This window comes from Microbacterium sp. 01T413_2, assembly GCF_056398985.1.
This window is the reverse complement of the sequence record NZ_JBFTQL010000006.1, coordinates 24,558-45,037: the sequence shown is the minus strand read 5'-3', so window position 1 is coordinate 45,037 and position 20,480 is coordinate 24,558. Positions and strand designations below refer to the sequence as shown.

The window sequence follows — 20,480 nt, the reverse complement described above, 5'->3', positions numbered from 1 at the left end:
TGGACGACACAGGCTTCGAGGGCAGGTGGCCGAGTGCGCGGCGCACGCTCAGCCCGGTCGTCGTCAGCCGCGTCCTGGGTCGCGTCGCCGTGACCGCTGAGCTCCACGATGTCCGTCAGCCCCGCGGCCCGACGGCGCCTCGCCCCTCAACCCCGTCTTCGACGACGGCCTCGCAGCAGCCCGGCTCCGGCCAGTAGCGCGAGCGCACCGATGACCACCGCCGCGACCGGGAGCGCCGCCCCGGTGCCCGGCAGGTCACCGCCTCCGTGATCTGCCTGTGCCGGGAGGGAGGGAACGGGCGTCTGCGGCGACGACGGTTCCGGACTCGGGCTCGGTCCGGAGTCGAGTGCGCGTGTGATGAGGATCGTCACGGATGCCGGAGAGACGACCGTGCGCGTCCCGGGGGCGGGGGTCAGCGCGACAGTCAGCACGTGCCCCTGTTCTGCTGAGGCGGCCGCAGTCAGCAAGGCCGTCGGGACCGTGATGGTGCCGTGGCCGCCGCCCTCACGGCCGCCCGCGAGGGTCACGGTTCCGGCGGAGGCGGTGTAGTCGGTTCCCGCCCGGGCGGTGGCATCGACGGTGTGCCACTCCACGGCGACCGACTCGTCGGCCGGTACGAGCGGCGAGGCGATCTCGATCGCGGCCGTGTCGCCGGCGGCGACGACGACGCTGCGGGCCCGTAGCGTGACCGGGTCGTCGTCGGCGATCGTCAGGGATCCGGTCACGGGGAGGATCACGGATGCGACATCCGGAGCGACTGGGGCCGCGGTCAGCGTCAGAGCACGGTTCGGCTGGGGCACGGTGTTGCCGAGCAGCACGAGCGGCGCGGTTGCAGTCGTGCTGCCGGCCGGCACCGGAACCGTGACGTCGAGCGGCTTGTAGTCGGTTCCCGCGGTCGCCGTGCCGTCGGCGGCGGTCACGCGCACGCGGAGATCCACCGCTGCCGGCCGGGAGAGCCGGACCGTCACGGGCGCCGCGGTCAGAGCGTCGTCGCCCTCTGCGATCGAGGAGGGTTCGAGAGAGAGCTCGGGAGCCGGATCCGCGTCGGTGATCGTGATGTCGGCGACGTCCTCGCCGAGGATCGCGTTCGCGGACACTCCGGTGAGCATCACGGGTGCGTGCCGATCCGCACCCCACACGCCATCGGGTGCGGGCAGCGTCAGCGGGAGGTCGACGCGGGTCTGGCCGGCGGGCACGGTGACATCGCCAGTCGCGTCGCCGAAGCGCCAGGACACGACGAGATCACCCGACGCGGGCCGGTCCAGCACCACGCCGGCCGTGGCTGCGCCGCCCTCAGGACCCGTGGCGCCCGACGCCGACACCCTCACGTCGGGCTGCGGCGGCACCCATCCCGACGCGGCCACCGTGGCCGAGGGGAGCACCAGCGCATACCCGTCCCACGTGGCCAGGCTGCTCTGCAGCACGAAACCGTCGATCAGCGCAGGCGCCGGGGTGCCCCAACCACCCTGCCCGGGGTGGCCGGACGACCCCGCGGTTCCCTCACCCCAGGTGAGCAGTGTGCCATCGGCGCGGCGGAGGTGCATCGTCGGCCACGTCGTCTCCAGATCCACCGCCGCGGCCCCCGGCGGGAGTGGCGCCTCGAACAGCTTCCAGCCGGGGCAGGTCTGAGGCGTGCAGCCATCGAGGTCGAGAGCGAGTCCGGTCGACGCCTTGACCCAGAGCTTTCCGGATGCCGTGACGACCCAGAATTCGTCGGAGCTCTGCGTCACTGCAACGTCCACCGCCGGATCCGCAGGTCCGAAGTCGCCGAACGGGACCACCTGGTTGCTGGGCGCCTGCGCGGGGCCCGGCATGTCCGCCCCGCAGGCCAGGACGCGCCCGTCCGCGAGCCGGAACATCGCGGCGCCGTCGTTGTTGCTGCCGCCGATGGCCTGCACGAGTCCCGGCAGCGCCGCCGTCAAGGCCGGCTCAACCACCGCGGTGTAGCTGATCGGCCGATACCCCGGGGTCCCCGCGCACTGCCGCCGACCCCACTGCAGCAGGGTCCCGTCGGCCTGCTGCGCCAGCCCCGCCCCGCCGAGGTTCCACACCTTCACCACGTTGCTCAGCGGATCCGGCGCCCCGTCACCGTCGGTGTCGGGGCCGAGCACGTAGTCCGGGTAGTTGCGGCAGTTCAGGGCCGCTCCGGCACCGAGCTGCCCGTCGGTCGTCGCGTTTCCCTCGCAGCCCACCGACGCGACATGACCGTCGGAGAGCAGCAGGAACACGGCCGGCACCAGATAGGTGGTCTCGGTGATCGCCGTCACGCCGCCGAGCTCCCCGGACTCGCTGCCGAGGCCGTACATCGGTCCGTAGTTCGTGCCGGGGCGCCGGGTGATGGACCCGTTGCCGTCACCCCACCCCCACACCGTGCCGTCGCTGCGCAATGCGTTGCCCCCCACCATGAAGCCCGAGATCTGCACCGCGTCCGTGATTCCCATCGGTGCGGGGACATCGGCGGCTCCGCCCCGCGCGTTACCGCGGTAGTCGCCCCAGGTCCACACCTCACCGCCCGTCCCGAGATTCGCGGGCTGGTCGGCGGTCGCGGTGTTGCAGTCGTCGTCCCGGCCGTTGTACAGCACCTCGCCCTGCCCCGGATGCACGGACGCATCATGGTCGTCGCAGTCGGCGACCGCGTTGTCCGCCCAGCCGTCGTGGTCCCGGTCGGGGTCGTTCACCTGCCAGCGCCAGGCCTGCTCGGCGATGTTTCCGGGATGCGGATCCTGCACCTGCACGCTCACCGTATGCGGCCCGCGATCGCCACCCGCCGGGGTGAGCGTCAGTGTCGGCCCGTTCCCGGTCTGCACGGCGCCGTCGACGAACCAGTCGTAGCGCAGGGCCTCACCCTCGGGGTCGTTCGCCTGCACGGTGAAGGTCTGCTCGTCRCCCACTGCCGTGGTGGCGTAGGCGCGCCCGTCGATCCCTGCCGGATCGAAGCCGTCGATCCGCGGAGCGCCGTTCGCCGCTGTCACGTGGACCAGCGCGTGCGCGGTGACCGCCGGGCCGTCGCCGACCGTTGCCTTCGCCGCGACGAACCGATGGCCCGCGATGGCGAACGTCACCGTTGCGGACGCCCCGGTCGCATCGTCGAATGCGCCGTCRCCGTCCAGATCCCAGCTCACCGTCGCACCCAGGTTCGCGCTCGCGGCCAGGGTCACAGGCGCACCGACCGTCGCTCCCGTCGCACCCGTCAGACGCAGGGTCGGCGTGGTGGCGGATCCGACGATTCCGTCAGCCAGCTGTCGCAGCGTCGTCGCCGTGCTGCGCAGCTGGTCGGACTCGGCGCTCTGCTCGTTCACGACGGCGCTCACCGGACCGAGGTTCGACAGCGGCGCGCAGTTCAGGCCGCCAGGAACGATGCCGTTCGCGCGCACCTCGTCGAGCCACGCGGATCGGGCCGAACCCGCGTTGCCCCAGTTGCGCAGGGCCTGGTTCTCGGTAGGGGTGATCCCGCTGCCGTTCGCCCCGTTCAGCCCGCCGAGCAGGCGCCGCGCGTCGGCGCATTCGTCCTGCGTGATTGCGGTGAGGTCGGGGATCGCGGTCTGCACCGCGTCGAACCACCCCTGCATCAGCGCGGCGGTGACGGGTGCGGCGTCCGCAATGGTGTCGGCCAGATTCGCCGCAGAGCGTGCCTGGGCCACGGCCGCCGCGGTATCGCCCGCGGCCTGGGCGCCCTGATAGCGCTCTAGCGCGGCCAGCAGTGCGGTCCGCATCAGCTGCTCACGTTCCAGTGCGGTCGCGAACTCGCTCAGCCGGTCGAAGACCGGACCGTCGCCCTGGGTCTGCGGGATCGGCAGGTCGGGCTGCACCGCCGAGGACGCGGAGGTGTAGTCGGTGCGCGGGGGGTCGGCATAGATCCCGAAGAACGTCTTGGCTTGGTTCGCGATGAGGTTCTTGGCCCCGGACGTGACGAAGGTGCGCACCGGGGATCCGTCCAGCCCCCAGTACGAGGAGATCAAACCGAAGCAGGCACCGGCGTCGTCGCCATGGCATCGGGCGGCATCCTTGATCCGCCCGGTCTGTTCGATCCAGGTGGAGATCGCCGGGGAGTCCACCCAGATGTTGACGACTTCCAGGCAGCCGTGCAGCGCGTCCTCCAGTTCTTCGCCGTGCTCGAATGCGGCGGTGCCGCAGCCGGCAGCCTTGTCGACGTTCAGGAGGGTGTCGAACAGCTTCGCGATCTCCTGCCAGTTGCCCCATTGGGTGCGGGCATTGTTCTTCAGCTCCAGGATGGACTGATCGATCGCGGGCAGGACAGGCGGGAATGCGACGCTGATCGTGTCGCTCAGGAGCGTGTCGGACGCGGCGTTGAAGACACCGTTCTGGCAGGTGTCGACGACGATCGAGTACTCCCCCTCCGGCAGGGATCCGCTGGGCTGGGTGATCGCGAGGATCTCGTCCACGAACGTACCCCCCGCCTGCACGATCGTGGTGGGCGTGCCGGAGGCGTCGCTCAGCGCGTCGCCGTCGGAGGGTTCATGGTTCGCGGCGACGACGTAGACGTCCGCCGCCGGGTAGACGAAATCATCGATCCCGCCGGCGTTCGCCGGCGCCGAGCAGTTGTTGAAGTACCGCAGCCGCCCGTCGATGCGCAGCACATCGTTCGGCCCCAGAGTGGCGTGCGCCTCGCCGCTGCTGAAGCGGATCGAATCCTCATCGGCGTGCGCGGGGGAGGACGGTACGACCACGATGCCGGTGACGATCGCCGCCAGCAGCAGCGCCACTCCAGTCGATCGAGCGCTCTGCCTGCTTCGCCCCGTCACTCGCCCTCGTTCCCGTTCGTCGCACGTCCCGCCGCATCGCCGGATCCCGGGTCCGGCGATGCCCCGCACCCCACTCGATGCGTTCCCGAGCGCCGATCCAGGGCACGACAGACGTTAGCGGCGCGACTCGGGGCGCGTCAGTGTCACCACGGTGCCATGGTTATCCACAGGCGCCGGAACGGGCTGCGCGGACCATCACTGTGTACCGGATGGCCGCCATCGCGCTCCCGCGATGCCCTCTCGCCCGCTGATCCGGGCTGTGCGCCCTCAGCCCGCCGGCAGGTGGTCGCAGTCCGGGGTCGGTGCCTTTCCGTCCCAGCGGTCCAGGGTCCACTGCTCGAGCTGCGGCGTGAGCGGCGAGTCGGGCCCCACGAGCTCCACGTGCCCGAGCCCCGGGTAGGTGCGGTAGTCGACGGGGATGCCGGCATCGCAGCGAGCCTTGACCCACTCGTCCTGGATCACGGGCTTCACGAGCGGATCCGCCAGACCCTGGGCGACCAGCAGGGGAGCAGGGAACGGCCCCGTGGGCTCCTGCTCCTTGAGCTTGTCACCGAAGGGCCCCGCCAGCAGCGCGTTCGGGAAGATCTGGTTCGGCACCTGACTGCCGCGCAGGATCGCCGCAAGGCCGTCGTGCCCGTTGAAGCAGAGTCCACCGATGCGTTCCACGGGACCTGCGGATCCGGGCGTGAGGTTCTTCTCGACGTCGAGATCCGGGAACACCTTGTCCCAGGTCGCAGCGATGTACGCCGAGACCGTCTTGCCCGCCGTCTCCGACTTGATGGCCTCGGCGAGCGCGTACAGGTTCGAGGCCGGCGCGAACGCGGCGACGCCCTTGACCGTGAACTCCGGGGCGTACGACGCGGCGATCTGACCCGTCCACAGCGATCCCTGACCGCCCTGCGAGTGGCCCCAGATCACCGTGTCGGTGGAGACCTTGAGCTCGCTGAAGCCGAGCACGGCCTTGGACGCGTCCCACACGTTGCGCGCCTCCGCGTCGCCCACGAGGTAGGGATGCGGGCCCTTCGTGCCCAGACCGATGTAGTCGCTGGTCACGGCGACCCAGCCGTGCTTCGTGACCATGTCGACCATCGCCGTTCCCGCGCCGTCGGCGAACGGCTCGGCGCTGAGCGAGGGCGCGCAGCCGGGGACGACGCCGACCGTGCCATGCGAGACGGTGAGCAGGGGGAGTGGATCCGGTCCGGGATCCGCCGGTGCGAGCACGGTGCCGCTCGAGACCGCCGGGGATCCGTCGGGGTTGGTTGTCGTATAGAGGATCCGCCAGGCCTTCGCCCCAGCCGGCACGCCGACGGTCATCGGTGCGGAGCGGATCAGGGTGCCGGCCTGCGCCGGCACGTCGGCGGGCGGGGTGTAGAACGCGTCCGGCACCGGCAGCGGGGTGCCGCCGAGCAGCGCGCCGCTGCCCGCGGCGAGCGCGACCGCGAGCACGAGGGCGACGCTCGCCCCGATCGTGCGGAGCCAGCGCACCCCGCGACGTCCACCCGGGGCGCGGGGCGCCTGGGGGCGACGCCAGAGCACCCGCACGAGCAGCTGCAGCCCGATGAAGACGAACCACGCCCCCACTCCGAGGCGGAACACGACCAGAGTCAGCACGGGCCAGAACACCGTGACTGCGGCGACAGCCAGTGTCGCGACGGCCCCGATGATGCCCGTGACGCGCTGGTCCGCGCCGGGCCGGAACGCCCGTATGACGGTCGCCACGGCGAAGACGACCAGCGCCACGGTGAGGAGCTGCGCCAGCAGGGGCGCGCCCGCTGCGGGCCACAGCGCCATCCCGGCGCCCAGCAGCACGAGCAGTGCACCGAGCACCCGGCTGACGATCACGGGAAGCGAACGGGATCCGGATCCGGGTCCCTCGGCGCGGTCACCGGGCACGACCAGAACGGCGACACCGACCAGCAGGATCCCGATCCCGGTGACCAGCGCGATCGTCTGCACCGTCATCGACACGAGGAGGAAGACGGCGCCGACCGCGACGAGCGCGAGCCCCAGCACGATCCGGATCGCCGTGCTCTGCCGGGCGATCACGCCGATCGGGCGAGCGATCCCGCCGCTCAGGCGGTCGGAGCGTCCGCGTCGGGCCTCATCCGGATCCGGTAGGACTGCACTCTCGTCGCCGGCCACGGTGCCCCCTTCGCCTCACGGGTCACTCGGCCGCTCAGCCGCGATCCGCATCCTGCGATCCCCGTGCCGGGGTGCGCTGAGGCCAACATACTGGCCCTTCGGCTGCAGTGTGAAGCGTCTGCGCGCGGGCGGAGTCCCTGCCCGCACGACGGGACAGGGACTCGGCTCACCGCGCGGGTCAGCCGACGCCGATCGCCAGGACCAGCAGGCCCGGCGTCTTGCCGTCCGTGTAGGCCGGCCGCTGCGGCAGCGTCACGTAGGCGACCTGCTTCGCGCCGTCGATCGGGATCGTGCTCTCGAAGAGGCTGAACGGGCCGTTTCCCTTGCCGCTGGGGGTGTTGCGATAGGCCATCTTCGTGAACAACGTGTTCCCCGTCGCCGGCTGGTTGTAGTAGTAATCGCCGGCGGCGAGCGTGAACGAGCTCGTGGATCCGTCCGTGTACGTCACCGATGCCGTGCCGGACACCGGGGTGGGATATGCGTTCACGCCGAACACCACGAGTCCGAGCGCGGTGCCCTGCCCGTGCACGGCGATGCTCTGCCCGCTGGCCCACACCGCGTTCTTCTCACCCGGCGTGAACTGCGGCCAGGTGTAGGCGACGTTTGCGCCCTGAACGGTCGCACCGGGAGCGATGCCCTTGGCCTTCAGCAGCTCGTTCGAGGAGAGGCTGCTCCGGCTGAGCGCGAGATCGCCCGTATACGGCGAGGCGCCGTCCGCGGTGATGGCCACATCGTTGTAGGCGGCCTCGACCGACGCGAAAAGGGCGCGCACCTTTGCGTCCGTCGCGACGCCGCCGAGCAGGCCGTCGCCGGCGGTCACGGTCGCGGTCAGCGTCGCTGTGCCTTCCGCGGCATCGGCGGGCGGGGTCACGGTCCAGGACAGCTCCGCGCCCGCGCCGGACTTCAGCCCGTCCGGAACGCTCGCCTGGACCGGGGTCACCGTCCATCCGTCCGGCGCCTGCAATGCGGCCGTCGCGCTGCGCGTGGGCTTGGCGCCCCAGAATGTCGCGGTGACGTGCACGGTGACCGGCAGGCCCGCTGCGGCCGTGACGGACGGCATCCGCAATACCGCCGACGGATCCGTGTGCGCGCCGACGCCCTGGTCCGCGCCCAGGTTCACCGGGCCCGTCTCAGGCACGGGGGTGCCAGTGATGTCCCGTCCGCCGTTGTCCGCGACCGCGAGACCGGCGCGGAAGGCCGGCGAGAACTGGCGTAGCCCCAGACCGCCGAGTCCGTCGAGGCCGGTCGGCTTGTGGGTCTCCTCCACGAAGCCGGGGTCGTCGCCGAGACCGCCCGGGTTGACGGCGCCGTCGGCATTCGCGGGCACGCCCGTGACGCCGATGAAGAGGTTGTGATCGAACGACAGCCCGGGGCCGCGCACCTGCACGCCCATGGGAGCGCCGCGGTTGACCATGATGTTGTTGCTGAACGTCACGCCGCGGCTGGTGCTGTTGTCGTCCTGGAGGAAGTACGTGGGCGTCGCGTGCTCGTCGACGATCGTGTTGTTGTAGATGTGCGTGTCCTGGATGTTGCCGGGGCACAGCTGGAACACCCGCGCCGCGTCGTCGTAGCTCATGTTGTAGCGGAACACAGTGCCCCAGGTGCGCGCACCGGAGTAGGGGCAGACGAGCAGCAGGCCGCCCGCGTTGTCATGGCTGTAGTTGTACTGGAAGACGGTGTTCTGGGATCCGCCGTCGGCGTCGAACGACATGCCGTCGTGACTGTTGCCACCCCCGGACACGTCGTTGTACTGCACGAGCGTGTCGTCGGCGTTGAAGGGCCAGATGCCGGCATTCGCCACGGCGGATCGGAGCTGGAAGCCCGCGAGGATGTTGTGCTCGATCACCGCGCCTTTCGTCGTGTCGACCTTGATGCCGTCGCCCGCGACGCTCGTCAGGGTGTTGCCGGCGATGACGACGCCCGTGCTCGGCGTCCACGGGCCGAGACCGCTGGTGTCCTGGGATCCGACCTCGGGACGCTTGTTCCAGGTCGACTTGAAGTAGATGCCCTCGCGCCCGACATGCGTGATCGTGCTGTCGCGGATCTGCAGCCCGTCGATCCACGTCGGCGTGCTCTTGCCCCCGATGCCGATCTGGATCGCAGCGGATCCATTCAGTCCCTTGTTGTCGTCGCCCATCACGTCATGCACGTCGAGTCGCTGCAGCACGTAGCCGCTCGCCTTGCCGAAGTCGGTGAGGGAGAGACGGATCCCGTTCCGCTCGGTGCCGGGGTTCGCGGCGTTCGTGATCGCGAGGTCCTGCACCGTGATGTGCTCGATGTCCTTCAGCAGTACGGCGTCGTGCGCGCCTGCGCCGTCGATGACCGGCGCGGCGCCATCGCCGTAGGCACCCACGACGATCGGCGCATCAGCGGATCCGGATCCGTGCGGGATGAGCGTGCCTGTGCACGTCGTGCCGCGGGCGAACAGCAGCGCATCACCGGGCTGGAGCGCGAGAGCGTTCACCTCGGCGAGGGTCGTGTACGGGTGGTCGGCGCTGCCGTCCGCGCCGGCGTCGGCCGCGCCGCAGTCGACGCGATACTCGGCGCCGGTCGCTGCGGCGGCGGGCAGCGCCCCGAGCCCGACGAGCGGCAGAGCAAGAGTCGCTGCACCGGCCAGGAGGCCCGTCCAGCGGCGGATCCTCCCCGATGCGGCAATGGGATGGGGATGCGAAGTGCGGGCCATCGTGCGTTCCTCCTCGAATGCAGTCCTGTGCCCCCATGGTCACGGGAAAGCGTGTTCCAACGAAAGGAAGCGAACGCATTCGCACACGTACGAGCGGAATCGATCCGGTCGGCTCATGCGGCAATGACATCGATCCTCCGTCTGTCACGAGGAGGAGGGCCGCGGCCGCTCTGCGCGCGGAGACGAAGAAGGCCCGGATCCTGAGATCCGGGCCTTCTTCGTTCTGTGCGCGAGGGGGGACTTGAACCCCCACGCCCTTGCAGGCACTGGCACCTGAAGCCAGCGCGTCTACCTATTCCGCCACTCGCGCATGTCGATCCTCGCGAACCAACCTCCCGAGAATATCACGCCCCGAGTCCCGGTTCGAACCACGGCGCCGCGCCCGCAGGCCGCCCCATCCGCACGCCGGGTCCCGCGCGACCGGATCCCGCGCGGCCGGGCCCCTCGCGGATCCGAGCCCCTGCCTTCCGCCCGCCGCGTCACCCGACCGCTTCAGGGTTTCCTGCGTATCGCGCCATCCGGGGCTTCATTCAGGCCGTGTCGCTAACATGGCCGTACCGATCGGTGAGCCATGGGAGCCCAGTGGGACTACTAGACAGCTTTGAGAAGGGTCTCGAGCGCGCAGTGAACAGCGCCTTCGCGAAGACCTTCCGCAGCGGCATCCAGCCCGTGGAGATCGCCTCGGCCCTGCGCCGTGAGATGGACACCAAGGCCGCTGTCGTCAGCCGCGACCGCATCATCGTGCCGAGCACCTTCCTCGTGAATCTCAGCGGCGAGGACGCGACCGCCATGCACGGACTCGGATCCGCTCTCATCGACGAGCTGCACGTGCTGGTGAAGGAGCACGCCCGTTCGCAGGGCTACAGCTTCGCCGGCCCCGTGAACATCGCCCTCGAGGCCGACGACAAGCTCGCCACCGGCACCGTGCGCGTCGAGTCCGCTTCCACCTCGAGCACCGGACGGGTCACCTGGCAGGCCGAGATCTCGACCGGCGGATCCCGGTACCCGCTCACGAAGGCCCGCACTGTCATCGGGCGCGGCAGCGATGCCGACATCACCATCGCCGACGCCGGATCCAGCCGCAAGCACGCCGAGGTGCTGTGGGACGGCGATCACGCCATGCTCCGCGACCTCGGCTCCACCAACGGCACCAAGCTCGACGGCCAGCGCGTGCGCGAGGCCCAGCTGGAGAGCGGCATGGTCATCACGATCGGCCGCACGGACCTGACCTTCCAGGTCGTGCCCGTCTCGGCACCGGCCCGCGGCGACGACGCGACGCGCGCGTTCGGGGTCAATCCGTGAGTGAACTGACACTGCTCCTGCTGCGCATCGGCTTCCTCGTGCTGATGTGGTTCTTCGTGTTCGCGGTCGTCTACTCGCTGCGTGCGGATCTGTTCGGCGTGCGCGTGCGCAAGCTTCCTCAGGGCCAAGCCGCCGCGGCGAGCGCTCCCGCCGCGAAGCCGGCGCCCGCCAAGCCCGCGGCCGCGCCGAAGGGCAAGCCCGGCGGCCCCGCCACCACGTCCACCGTCACCAAGCTCGTGATCACCTCGGGTCCGAAGGCCGGCCTCGAAGTGCCGCTCGGATCCGAGCCGATGTCGATCGGCCGCTCCAGCGAGTCGGGTCTCGTCATCCGCGACGACTACACGTCCAGCCACCACGCGCGACTGCTGCTGTGGGGCGAGGCGTGGATGCTGCAGGATCTCGACTCCACGAACGGCACGTTCCTGAACGGCGAGCGCGTCGGCGCCCCGGTGCCCGTACCGATCGGCGCGCCCATCAAGGTGGGCGCCACCACGTTCGAGTTGCGGGCGTAACCGGCGACCATGGTCTTCGAGGGCTCGAGCGCCGCGATCTCCCACACCGGGAAGGTCCGCTCCAACAACCAGGACTCCGGTTACGCCGGGGCGAACCTGTTCGTCGTCGCCGACGGCATGGGCGGCCACGCGGGTGGCGACGTCGCGAGCAGCATCGCGATCCACCGGCTGCAGAACCTCGACCACGCCTACCCCTCCACCATGGACGCGGAGGCCTCGCTGCAGGCGGCCGCCACCACCGCCGCGGGCGACATGATCCGCGCCGTCAAGGACCGCCCGGAACTGGCAGGCCTCGGCACCACGCTCGACGCGATCATCATGGTCGACGACTATGCCGTCATCGGCCACATCGGCGACTCGCGCATCTACCTCTACCGCGACGAGACGCTCACCCAGATCACCACCGACCACACGTTCGTGCAGCGCCTGGTCGACTCCGGGCGGATCACCCCCGAGGAGGCGCGCTATCACCCGCGCCGCTCCGTACTCATGCGCGTGCTCAGCGACATGGACGCGGATCCCGAGCTCGACATGTTCGTCATGCCGACGCTGCCCGGCGACCGCTGGGTGCTGTGTTCCGATGGCTTGTCCGGCGTGGTCGACGAGGCGCACATGCAGAAGACGCTGCGGCTCGGCATGGCGCCGGGGCGCACCGCGGACGGCCTGCTGCGCTACGCCCTCGACGGCGGTGCCCCGGACAACGTCACGATCGTGATCGTCGATGTCGGCGGCCAGCACCCCGTGCTCTCCGGATCCGCCACGGTCGTCGGCGCTGCGGCGAATCCGCAGGGCATCGTCGTTCCGGCGGCGCGCCCGGCCCGTCCCAGCTGGCTGCACCCCGTGCGCCAGGCGGCGAACGAGCCGACGCACTTCGAGCCCGCCGCCGACTACCTCGAGGAGCTCATCGAGGAGGACCACCGCCGCTCGGTGCGCCGACGGGTCGGCTGGATCACCGGCCTCATCGTCGTGATCGCGCTCATGGCGGCCGCGCTGTTCGGCGCCTACGCGTGGACTCAGACGCGCTACTTCGTGGGCGTCGACACCCAGTCGGACACGGTCGCGGTCTTCCAGGGGATCCAGCAGGAGCTCGGGCCGATCTCCCTCTCGCACGTGTACGACGACACCGGCATCAGCATGTCCGATCTGCCGAGCTTCAACCAGTCGCTCGTGCAGCAGACCATCACCGCACGGTCCCTCGACGATGCGAACGCCATCGTCGAGCGCCTCCGCGCCTCGGCAGGGACGGGGAAGAAGCCATGACCTCCACCGCACCCGCACCTCACGCCGGCGACGTCGCCGCCGACACCGCCGTGCTGCGCGCGCTGCGCAGGATCCGCGGGCCGCAGACGCAGCGCAACCGCGAGTTCTGGCTCCTGCTCTTCGCTGTGGTCGTCGCGGGCACCGCGCTCACCCTCGTGCAGCTGGGCGCGCTGGGCCGGATCGACCCGATGATCCTGCTCATCGGCGGCGGGCTCGCCGTGCTCGTCTTCGCCCTGCACATCGTGCTGCGCTTCGTGGCGAGCGATGCGGATCCGTTCGTCCTGCCGATCGCGACGCTGCTGACCGGCGTCGGGATCGCGGAGATCTACCGTCTCGACATCGCGGCGCACCGGGTGGGCTTCGACGCCTACTCGAACAAGCAGCTCATGTGGATGGCGATCTCGGTGATCGGCGCCATCGCGCTCGTGATCTTCCTGCGCAACTACCGCGTGCTGTACCGCTTCACGTACCTGTCGGGCCTGACCGGCATCGTGCTGCTGATCCTGCCGTTCATCCCCGGCCTCGGCGTCGACGACGCGAACGCGGACGTCTGGATCAACATCGCCGGACTCGGGATCCAGCCGGGCGAGCTCGCGAAGATCTTCCTGGCGATCTTCTTCGCCGGCTACCTGGTTCGCACGAGGGAGAGCCTGTCTTCGGTGGGCAAGCGTTTCGCCGGCATCACCTGGCCGCGCATGCGCGAGCTCGGGCCCGTGATCGTGGTGTGGCTGATCTCGCTCGCGATCATCGTCGCCCAGCACGACCTCGGCACCGGTGTGCTCATCTTCGGCATGTTCATCGTCATGCTCTACGTCGCGACCGGCAAGACGAGCTGGGTGCTCATCGGCGTCGCGGGCGTGGTGGTCGGCGTCGCGATCGTGTCGCAGTTCCTCACCTACGTGCAGAACCGGTTCAACACCTGGATCAACGCCTTCAACCCGGACCTCATGGAGGACCAGAGCTACCAGCTCACGCAGGGCATCTTCGGCCTCGCGCACGGCGGACTGCTCGGCACCGGCCTCGGCCAGGGCCGCCCGCAGATCACGCCCGTCGCCGAGAGCGACTTCATCATCACCAGCCTCGGCGAGGAGATCGGCCTCATCGGGCTGTTCGCCCTGCTCTGCCTGTACATGGTGTTCGTCAGCCGCGGACTGCGGATCGGCGTCGCSGGKCAGGACGACTTCGGCAARCTRCTSGCGGTGGGGGTCTCGTTCACGATCGGYCTGCAGGTSTTCATCATGGTCGGCGGCGTCACCCGGGTGATCCCGCTGACGGGACTCACCACCCCGTTCCTCGCCGCGGGAGGATCCTCGCTCATCGCGAACTGGCTCATCGTCGGGCTGCTGCTGCGCATCTCCGACGGGGTGCGCCGCCAGCCCAGGGTCGTGATCGGATGAGGAAGGTGATCGGATGACGAAAGAACTCCGTCGGATCAGCATCCTCGTGCTGGTCATGTTCCTCGCACTGTTCGGCTCGGTGAGCTGGATCCAGGTCGTGCAGGCCGATGCGCTCTCGCAGAACGACGCGAACCGGCGCACGCGTCTGGACAGTTACGAGATCCAGCGCGGATCCATCCTCGCGGGCGACACCCCGATCGCCACGTCGACGCCGTCGGGCGACATGTACTCGTTCCAGCGGGTGTACACCGACCCGCAGATGTGGTCCGCCGTCACGGGCTACTACAACCCGGCCCTGGGCAGCGCCACCGGCATCGAGAAGGCCATGAACAGCGAGCTCAGCGGCACCGGCAGCACGCAGTTCCTGTCCTCGATCGAGCGCATCATCTCGGGCCAGCCGCAGAAGGGCGCGAACGTGCGCCTCAGTCTCGACCCGGTGACGCAGAAGGCCGCCTACGACGCCCTGCAGGGCTACCAGGGAGCCGTCGTCGCCATCGAGCCGAAGACCGGGCGGATCCTGGCCATGGTCTCCACCCCCGGTTTCGACACGAACTCCCTCGCCGTGCACGACGGGACCGCGGCCAACAAGACCTACGACGGGCTCGTCGCCGATCCGAACAAGCCGCTGAACAACCGCGCCATCGGCGGCAACATGAACCCTCCCGGATCCACGTTCAAGCTGGTCGTGGCCAGCGCGGCGCTCGACTCCGGCAAGTTCACGATGCAGTCGACGTTCCCGAATCCCGCCGCCTACACGCTGCCCGGCACGACCACCGCGGTGCACAACGCCTGGGGCGGCACCTGCGGCGACGGGCCGACCGTGACCCTCGCCGATGCGATCCGGCTGAGCTGCAACATCCCGATGGCAGAGCTGGCCGTTCAGCTCGGCGACAAGGACATCCGCGCCACGGCGGAGAAGTTCGGCTTCGGCAAGGCGTTCTCCCTCCCGCTGGAGTCGACCCCCTCGACCTATCCGAAGAGCCTGTCCTCCGACCAGACCGGTCTCACCGGGTTCGGTCAGGGCGACGTGCGGGCGACTCCGCTGCAGATGGCCATGGTCGCCGCCGGCATCGCGAACGACGGCGTCGTGATGAACCCGCGCATGGTGGATCAGGTCSTCGGCGACGATCTKTCGGTGCAGAAGCAGTTCGACAACACCCAGTTCGGGCAGGCCATGAGCTCCGAGCAGGCCGCGGCGATCACCGCGGCCATGCAGGCGTCGGTCTCAAGCGGCGCGGCGCAGGGTGCAAGAATAGACGGAGTCGACGTGGCCGGTAAGACGGGCACAGCGGAGAACGGCGACACAGATCCCTACACGCTGTGGTTCACCGGCTTCGCGCCCGCTTCGAACCCGGAGATCGCCGTTGCGGTCGTCGTCGAAGACGGCGGTGGGCAAGGACAATCCGGATCCGGTGATGCAATCGCATCACCGATTGCCAAGAAGGTCATGGAGGCGGTGCTGAAGAAATGAGGCCGACGCAAGGTGTGCATTTCGGCGGTCGCTACGAGCTGCAGTCTCGGATCGCCATCGGCGGCATGGGCGAGGTGTGGGAGGCGACCGACCACGTCATCGGGCGGACCGTAGCCATCAAGATCCTCAAGGACGAGTACATGGGGGATCCTGGCTTCCTCGAGCGCTTCCGCGCCGAGGCCCGCCACGCTGCCCTGGTGAACCACGAGGGCATCGCGAGCGTCTTCGACTACGGCGAGGAGAACGGCTCCGCGTACCTCGTCATGGAGCTCGTGCCCGGCGAGGCCCTCTCGACCATCATCGAGCGCGAGGGCGCCCTCAGCGCCGACAAGACGCTCGACATCGTCGCGCAGACCGCYTCCGCACTGCAGGCCGCGCACGCCGCGGGTCTGGTGCACCGCGACATCAAGCCCGGCAACCTGCTGATCACGCCGGACGGCCGCGTCAAGATCACCGACTTCGGCATCGCCCGCATCGCCGACCAGGTGCCGCTCACGGCGACCGGTCAGGTCATGGGCACCGTGCAGTACCTCTCGCCCGAGCAGGCGTCCGGTCATGCCGCATCCCCGGCCACCGACATCTACTCGCTCGGCATCGTCGCGTACGAATGTCTGGCAGGAAAGCGCCCGTTCACGGGCGAGTCGCAGGTCGCGATCGCGATGGCGCAGATCAACGACACCCCGCCGCCGCTGCCCGCCACGGTGCCGCAGCCGGTGCAGAACCTGGTCATGGCGATGATCGCGAAGAAGCCGGCGGACCGGCCGAGCTCCGCCGCCACCGTCGCCCGTGCCGCGCAGGCGCTGCGCCGCGGCGATCTGAACTCCGCCGCGATCGCGGTGCCCGCCGTCATCGCCGGCGTCGTGGGCGCCGGTGCCGTCGCGAGCTCCGACGACGCCATGACGCAGCTCATGGGCGCGACGCAGGGTGCGACCACGATCATGCCGACCACGGCGCAGATCCCGACCGAGGCCGATGCGGCCCCGGAGAAGAAGAAGCGCAGCCCGTGGACCTGGCCGCTGATCGCCCTCATCGCGCTGCTGATCATCGTGCTCGGCGGCACCATCTGGGCACTGCTGTCGAATCAGAAGGCCCCGGAGCCCGCTCCGTCGACGACCTCGCAGACCACGCCGAGCAAGACGCCGAGCAAGACGCCCACCCCGACGCCGACGGCCGACACCGTCGCGCTCAGCACACTCAACCTGGTCGGCCAGACGTGCGACGCCGCGGTGCAGACGCTCAAGGGCGCAGGCCTCGACGGATCCTGCTCGACGGGCGACAGCGCCCCCGCGCAGGACAAGGTCGGCACGGTCTACAGCACCGACCCCAGCGGCGGCAACGTCAAGAAGGGCACCTCGGTCAAGCTCACCGTCTACGGCGACCTCGCTCCGATCGGCGCACCCGACTCGCCGCCGACGCTCGGCGGACCGGCGATCGCCGGGCAGAACGTGCAGCTCAGCTGGGCCGGCTTCGTGTGCCCCAGCGGCACCGGCAACGTGTCGGGCTACGTGGTGACGCTGACCAATGCGACCTTCGTCGGCGACGGATCCCAGAAGACCTTCGACGCCGGCACGCTGAACGCGCAGATCTCGATCGCGAACCAGCCCGGAGCTCAGGTCACCGCGACGTACATCGCGCTGTGCGGGGACAGCAAGCGCGAGAGCGGTCCGTCGCCGCAGATGTTGGAGCTGATCCTGCCGGGAGTCGGTCCGGGAACACCGACGCCGACGCCCTGAGCGGCGGACAGCAGTACTGAACACGAGAACGAGGGGGGTCCTCTGTGGCGACGACCACGCGCATCATGGCCGGTCGCTACCGCGTCGATGATCTCATCGGCCGCGGTGGCATGGCCCATGTGCACCGAGGGTACGACCTGACCCTCGGGCGCGAGGTCGCGATCAAGATCCTGGACAGGGAGCTCGCGCGCGACACCGCGTTCCGCACCCGGTTCCGGATGGAGGCGCAGGCGGCATCGCGCATGTCGCACCCCTCGATCGTGCGCGTGTTCGACGCGGGCGAGGATGCCACCCCCGAGGCCGGGGGCACCGCTGCCGAGCCTGTGCCGTTCATCGTCATGGAACTCGTGCACGGCGAGCTGCTGAAGGACGTCATCGCGCGCGGGCCGGTGTCGACCGCCGATGCGGTGCGCTATGCCGACGGCATTCTCGAGGCTCTGGAGTACTCGCATCGCGCCGGTGTCGTGCACCGCGACATCAAGCCGGGCAACGTGATGATCACACCGGCCGGCACGGTCAAGGTGATGGACTTCGGGATCGCCCGTGCCGTGTCGGACTCGTCGTCCACGGTCGCCGAGACCACGCAGATCATCGGCACCGCSGCGTACTTCTCGCCGGAGCAGGCCAAGGGCGAGCARGTCGAYGCKCGCACCGACCTGTACTCCGCCGGCATCGTCCTGTACGAGATGCTGACCGGACGGCAGCCGTTCCGCGGCGACTCCCCGGTGGCCGTCGCCTACCAGCACGTCAGCGAGACCCCGCTGCCGCCGAGCGAGGTGCACGACGAGGAGCACTCCGCCGCTGAGCTCGAGCGCATCCGCGCCCTGGATCCGGTCGTGCTGCGCGCGATGGCGAAGGATCCCTTCCAGCGCTTCCCCGACGCGGTCTCGTTCCGCACCGCGCTCGACGACGCCGTGACCGGCGCCGTCCCCACGAAAAAGCAGCTGTCATCGCTCACCAGTGAGCTGTACGGGCCGAGCCCGCGGCACGCCCAGGAGACCGCGCGCACCCTCCGCCAACTCTCCACCGACACGACCATGACGCGCACGCAGTCGGGTCCCCCGGTGGCGTGGATCTGGGCCGGCGTGGCACTGCTCGTGGTGCTGCTGGCCTCGGTGCTGATCTGGGTGCTCGCGATCAAGCCCACCACAGATGTGCCGAGCGCCACCCGCACCGTTCCGAGCCTGGCGGGGCAGACCTACGAATCGGCTGTCGCGCTGCTGTCGAAGAACGACCTGCGCGCCATACGCATCGACCAGTCGGATGCGACCGTCGAGAAGGGCAAGGTCGTCAGCACCGAGCCCGAGGCCGGTACCCACATGGACAAGGGCCAGTCCGTCACCGTGTACGTCTCCAGCGGCGCGGCCGATGTCAAGGTCCCGCAGCTCGTGGGCCTCAGCGCCACCGCCGCCAAAGACGCTCTCTCCAAGGCGGGTCTGCAACTCGGATCCATCCGGCAGGAGAACGACCCCCGCACGCAGCACGACATCGTGCTGTCGTCGAGCGTGCAGGCCGACACCAAGGTCGCTCCGGGTACCGTCATCGACCTCGTCGTCGCGAGCGGCGTGGTGACGCTGAACAACCTCACCGGCTGGACGCTGGACTCGGCGACTCAGACCCTGCAGGAGCTGGGGCTCACGGCGAACCCGGTCGGCAACCCGAACTGCAAGGCCACGGATCCGAAGACGGTCGCGTCGATGTCGGCGCCCCCCGGAGACGTTCCCGTGCTGTCGACGATCGACCTGAGCTACTGCACCGGCAAGTGACGCGTCGAGGTCGTTGAGCGCGCTGCGCGCAGCACACGGGCGTTGAGCGAGCCGAAGGCGAGACGAAACGCGGAGGCGAAACGCGGTGCCCTCCCTGATCCGCTCAGGTCGGGGTCGGCGCGGGCTCGATGCTCACATCGCCGGGCGAGATCAGCGGGCTCACCCAGGGGAACACCCAGAACATGAGTCCGTACAGCACCGCGGCCAGCAGCACCAGCACGATGATCAGCCGCACCCACCACGGGCCGGGGAGGATGCGCCACAGCGCGCCGTACATCAGCTCACCGCCTTCAACGAGTCCGGGGCGCCCAGGGCCCGCGGCTGGAAGCTCTCGAACACCCCGTACGCCACGATGCGCTCGGCGAGCGAGTACAGCGGCGAGCACGCCGTGAGAGTGATGTACCGGCCTCCGGGGGCGCCCGCCGCAGCCGGATCCGGTTCCTGCGGGACGGGATCCAGAACGTCGACGCTGTCCGGCGTCACGTACTCGAGCGTGCGGAACCGATAGGTGTACCAGCCCTGCTCCGTCTCGATCACGATCGCGTCGTTCAGGCGCAGCCGGTCGAGCTGGTTGAACGGCTTGCCCCAGGTGGTGCGATGGGCCGCCATCGAGAGGTTGCCGACCTGCCCTGGCATGCCCGAGCCCGGGTAGACCCCGATCCAGCCGTGGTCGAGGGTGTCGGGCCGGGTCACACCGCCCGCGATCGTGACGGCGTAGTCGGCGCCCCAGCGCGGCACGCGCATCAGGGCGCCCCACGGCACCCCGTCCTCCGGCGCGGGCATCACGGGCGGCTCGTATCGGGGGTGCGCGCCGTCGACGCCGCTCCCGTCGTCGATCTCGGCCGGCAGCGCGGGGGCCGGATCCTTCGCCCACTGCGCGCTGATGGACTGCCCCTTGTCGTTCGCGGCGGCGCTCATGATGATGTCGCCGATCCACATCTGCCATGCCACGTACAGCAGCACCACGACGCCCGCGGTGAGCAGCAGCTCGCCCAGCACGCTCGTGACCGTGACGCGGCGGTGGGCTCGTCCGCCCCGGCCGGCACGGCGTGCGGCGGCTCGCGGGGCGTCGGTCATCCCGCGATCCTACCGAGGCGACCTTTCCTCGCGAACACCACCTGATGTGCGCTGCGGCCCGTTGGGTAGACTGAGCCCATGGCACGATCCCGCAAGCCCGAAGAAGCCGTTGCCGAGAAGGTCGACGGCGGCACCGCTCCCAACGCCGTATGGTTCAAACCGGTCATGGTCGGCTTCATGCTGCTGGGCCTGGCCTGGATCCTGGTCTTCTACATCACAGGCATGCAGTACCCGATCCCGGGCCTGCAGTCCTGGAACCTGCTGATCGGTCTCGGCATCGCCCTGATCGGCTTCCTGATGACGACGCGCTGGCGCTGACGCCACCGCTCCGCTTCTCGAGACGCCCTCGCTCACGCGGGGGCGTTTCTGCATTC

13 protein-coding genes and 1 tRNA gene are annotated in these 20,480 nt (G+C 69.8%); 8 read left to right on the top strand and 6 right to left on the bottom strand.

From position 1 onward, the window contains the following. Positions 1-146: 146 nt before the first annotated feature. The 4 genes from AC1DMN_RS05485 to AC1DMN_RS05470 form a co-directional block, all read right to left on the bottom strand. Complete coding sequence (locus tag AC1DMN_RS05485; protein ID WP_477229970.1) at positions 147-4,724, bottom strand: Calx-beta domain-containing protein; 4,578 nt, start codon at positions 4,722-4,724, stop codon at positions 147-149. A gap of 306 nt (positions 4,725-5,030) precedes the next feature. Further along, the gene (locus AC1DMN_RS05480) at positions 5,031-6,905 is read right to left on the bottom strand and encodes a lipase family protein (protein ID WP_477229971.1); all 1,875 of its coding nucleotides are present in this window, start codon (positions 6,903-6,905) and stop codon (positions 5,031-5,033) included. Between the two features lie 178 nt (positions 6,906-7,083). After that, positions 7,084-9,588: a right-handed parallel beta-helix repeat-containing protein gene (locus tag AC1DMN_RS05475; RefSeq protein ID WP_477229972.1), complete on the bottom strand. Its 2,505-nt coding sequence runs from the start codon at positions 9,586-9,588 to the stop codon at positions 7,084-7,086. 226 nt (positions 9,589-9,814) lie between these two features. Further along, a tRNA-Leu gene (locus tag AC1DMN_RS05470) sits at positions 9,815-9,898 on the bottom strand. A gap of 227 nt (positions 9,899-10,125) precedes the next feature. On the opposite strand from AC1DMN_RS05470, the gene AC1DMN_RS05465 reads away from it, so the two are divergent. The 7 genes from AC1DMN_RS05465 to pknB all read left to right on the top strand — a co-directional run bounded on the left by AC1DMN_RS05465 (position 10,126) and on the right by pknB (position 19,029). Continuing rightward, complete coding sequence (locus AC1DMN_RS05465) at positions 10,126-10,890, top strand: FhaA domain-containing protein (RefSeq protein ID WP_477383947.1); 765 nt, start codon at positions 10,126-10,128, stop codon at positions 10,888-10,890. Further along, on the top strand, positions 10,887-11,402 hold the full coding sequence (locus AC1DMN_RS05460; RefSeq protein WP_440732758.1) for an FHA domain-containing protein FhaB/FipA: 516 nt from the start codon (positions 10,887-10,889) through the stop codon (positions 11,400-11,402). Before AC1DMN_RS05465 ends, AC1DMN_RS05460 begins: the two co-directional genes overlap by 4 nt. Positions 11,403-11,411: 9 nt before the next feature. After that, positions 11,412-12,662 carry a protein phosphatase 2C domain-containing protein gene (locus AC1DMN_RS05455; RefSeq protein WP_477383945.1) on the top strand — a complete coding sequence of 417 codons (1,251 nt, stop codon included), beginning with the start codon at positions 11,412-11,414 and terminating at the stop codon, positions 12,660-12,662. Continuing rightward, the gene (locus AC1DMN_RS05450; protein ID WP_440732756.1) at positions 12,659-14,059 is read left to right on the top strand and encodes an FtsW/RodA/SpoVE family cell cycle protein; all 1,401 of its coding nucleotides are present in this window, start codon (positions 12,659-12,661) and stop codon (positions 14,057-14,059) included. Before AC1DMN_RS05455 ends, AC1DMN_RS05450 begins: the two co-directional genes overlap by 4 nt. A 13-nt stretch (positions 14,060-14,072) precedes the next feature. Further along, positions 14,073-15,530 carry a peptidoglycan D,D-transpeptidase FtsI family protein gene (locus AC1DMN_RS05445; RefSeq protein WP_477383943.1) on the top strand — a complete coding sequence of 486 codons (1,458 nt, stop codon included), beginning with the start codon at positions 14,073-14,075 and terminating at the stop codon, positions 15,528-15,530. Next, positions 15,527-17,263, top strand: coding sequence for a protein kinase domain-containing protein (locus tag AC1DMN_RS05440; RefSeq protein WP_477383941.1), 1,737 nt, complete (start codon positions 15,527-15,529; stop codon positions 17,261-17,263). Before AC1DMN_RS05445 ends, AC1DMN_RS05440 begins: the two co-directional genes overlap by 4 nt. Positions 17,264-17,328: 65 nt before the next feature. Next, a complete protein-coding gene (gene pknB, locus AC1DMN_RS05435; RefSeq protein ID WP_477230354.1) occupies positions 17,329-19,029 on the top strand; it encodes a Stk1 family PASTA domain-containing Ser/Thr kinase in 1,701 nt (566 codons plus the stop codon). Between the two features lie 103 nt (positions 19,030-19,132). Here pknB and AC1DMN_RS05430 read toward each other — a convergent pair whose 3' ends face one another. Together AC1DMN_RS05430 and AC1DMN_RS05425 are read right to left on the bottom strand one after the other, a co-directional pair. Continuing rightward, complete coding sequence (locus AC1DMN_RS05430; protein ID WP_441976537.1) at positions 19,133-19,306, bottom strand: hypothetical protein; 174 nt, start codon at positions 19,304-19,306, stop codon at positions 19,133-19,135. Beyond that, positions 19,306-20,106 carry a class E sortase gene (locus tag AC1DMN_RS05425; RefSeq protein ID WP_477229976.1) on the bottom strand — a complete coding sequence of 267 codons (801 nt, stop codon included), beginning with the start codon at positions 20,104-20,106 and terminating at the stop codon, positions 19,306-19,308. The genes AC1DMN_RS05430 and AC1DMN_RS05425 overlap by 1 nt, the downstream gene beginning before the upstream one ends. A 78-nt stretch (positions 20,107-20,184) precedes the next feature. On the opposite strand from AC1DMN_RS05425, the gene AC1DMN_RS05420 reads away from it, so the two are divergent. After that, positions 20,185-20,424: a cell division protein CrgA gene (locus tag AC1DMN_RS05420; protein ID WP_440732751.1), complete on the top strand. Its 240-nt coding sequence runs from the start codon at positions 20,185-20,187 to the stop codon at positions 20,422-20,424. Positions 20,425-20,480 lie beyond the last annotated feature (56 nt).

Coding starts and splice junctions, on each gene's coding strand:
- AC1DMN_RS05475 (WP_477229972.1), bottom strand. CDS start 9,588: ATGGCCCGCACTTCGCATCCCCATCCCATTGCCGCATCGGGGAGGATC.
- AC1DMN_RS05455 (WP_477383945.1), top strand. CDS start 11,412: ATGGTCTTCGAGGGCTCGAGCGCCGCGATCTCCCACACCGGGAAGGTC.
- AC1DMN_RS05420 (WP_440732751.1), top strand. CDS start 20,185: ATGGCACGATCCCGCAAGCCCGAAGAAGCCGTTGCCGAGAAGGTCGAC.
- AC1DMN_RS05425 (WP_477229976.1), bottom strand. CDS start 20,106: ATGACCGACGCCCCGCGAGCCGCCGCACGCCGTGCCGGCCGGGGCGGA.
- AC1DMN_RS05430 (WP_441976537.1), bottom strand. CDS start 19,306: ATGTACGGCGCGCTGTGGCGCATCCTCCCCGGCCCGTGGTGGGTGCGG.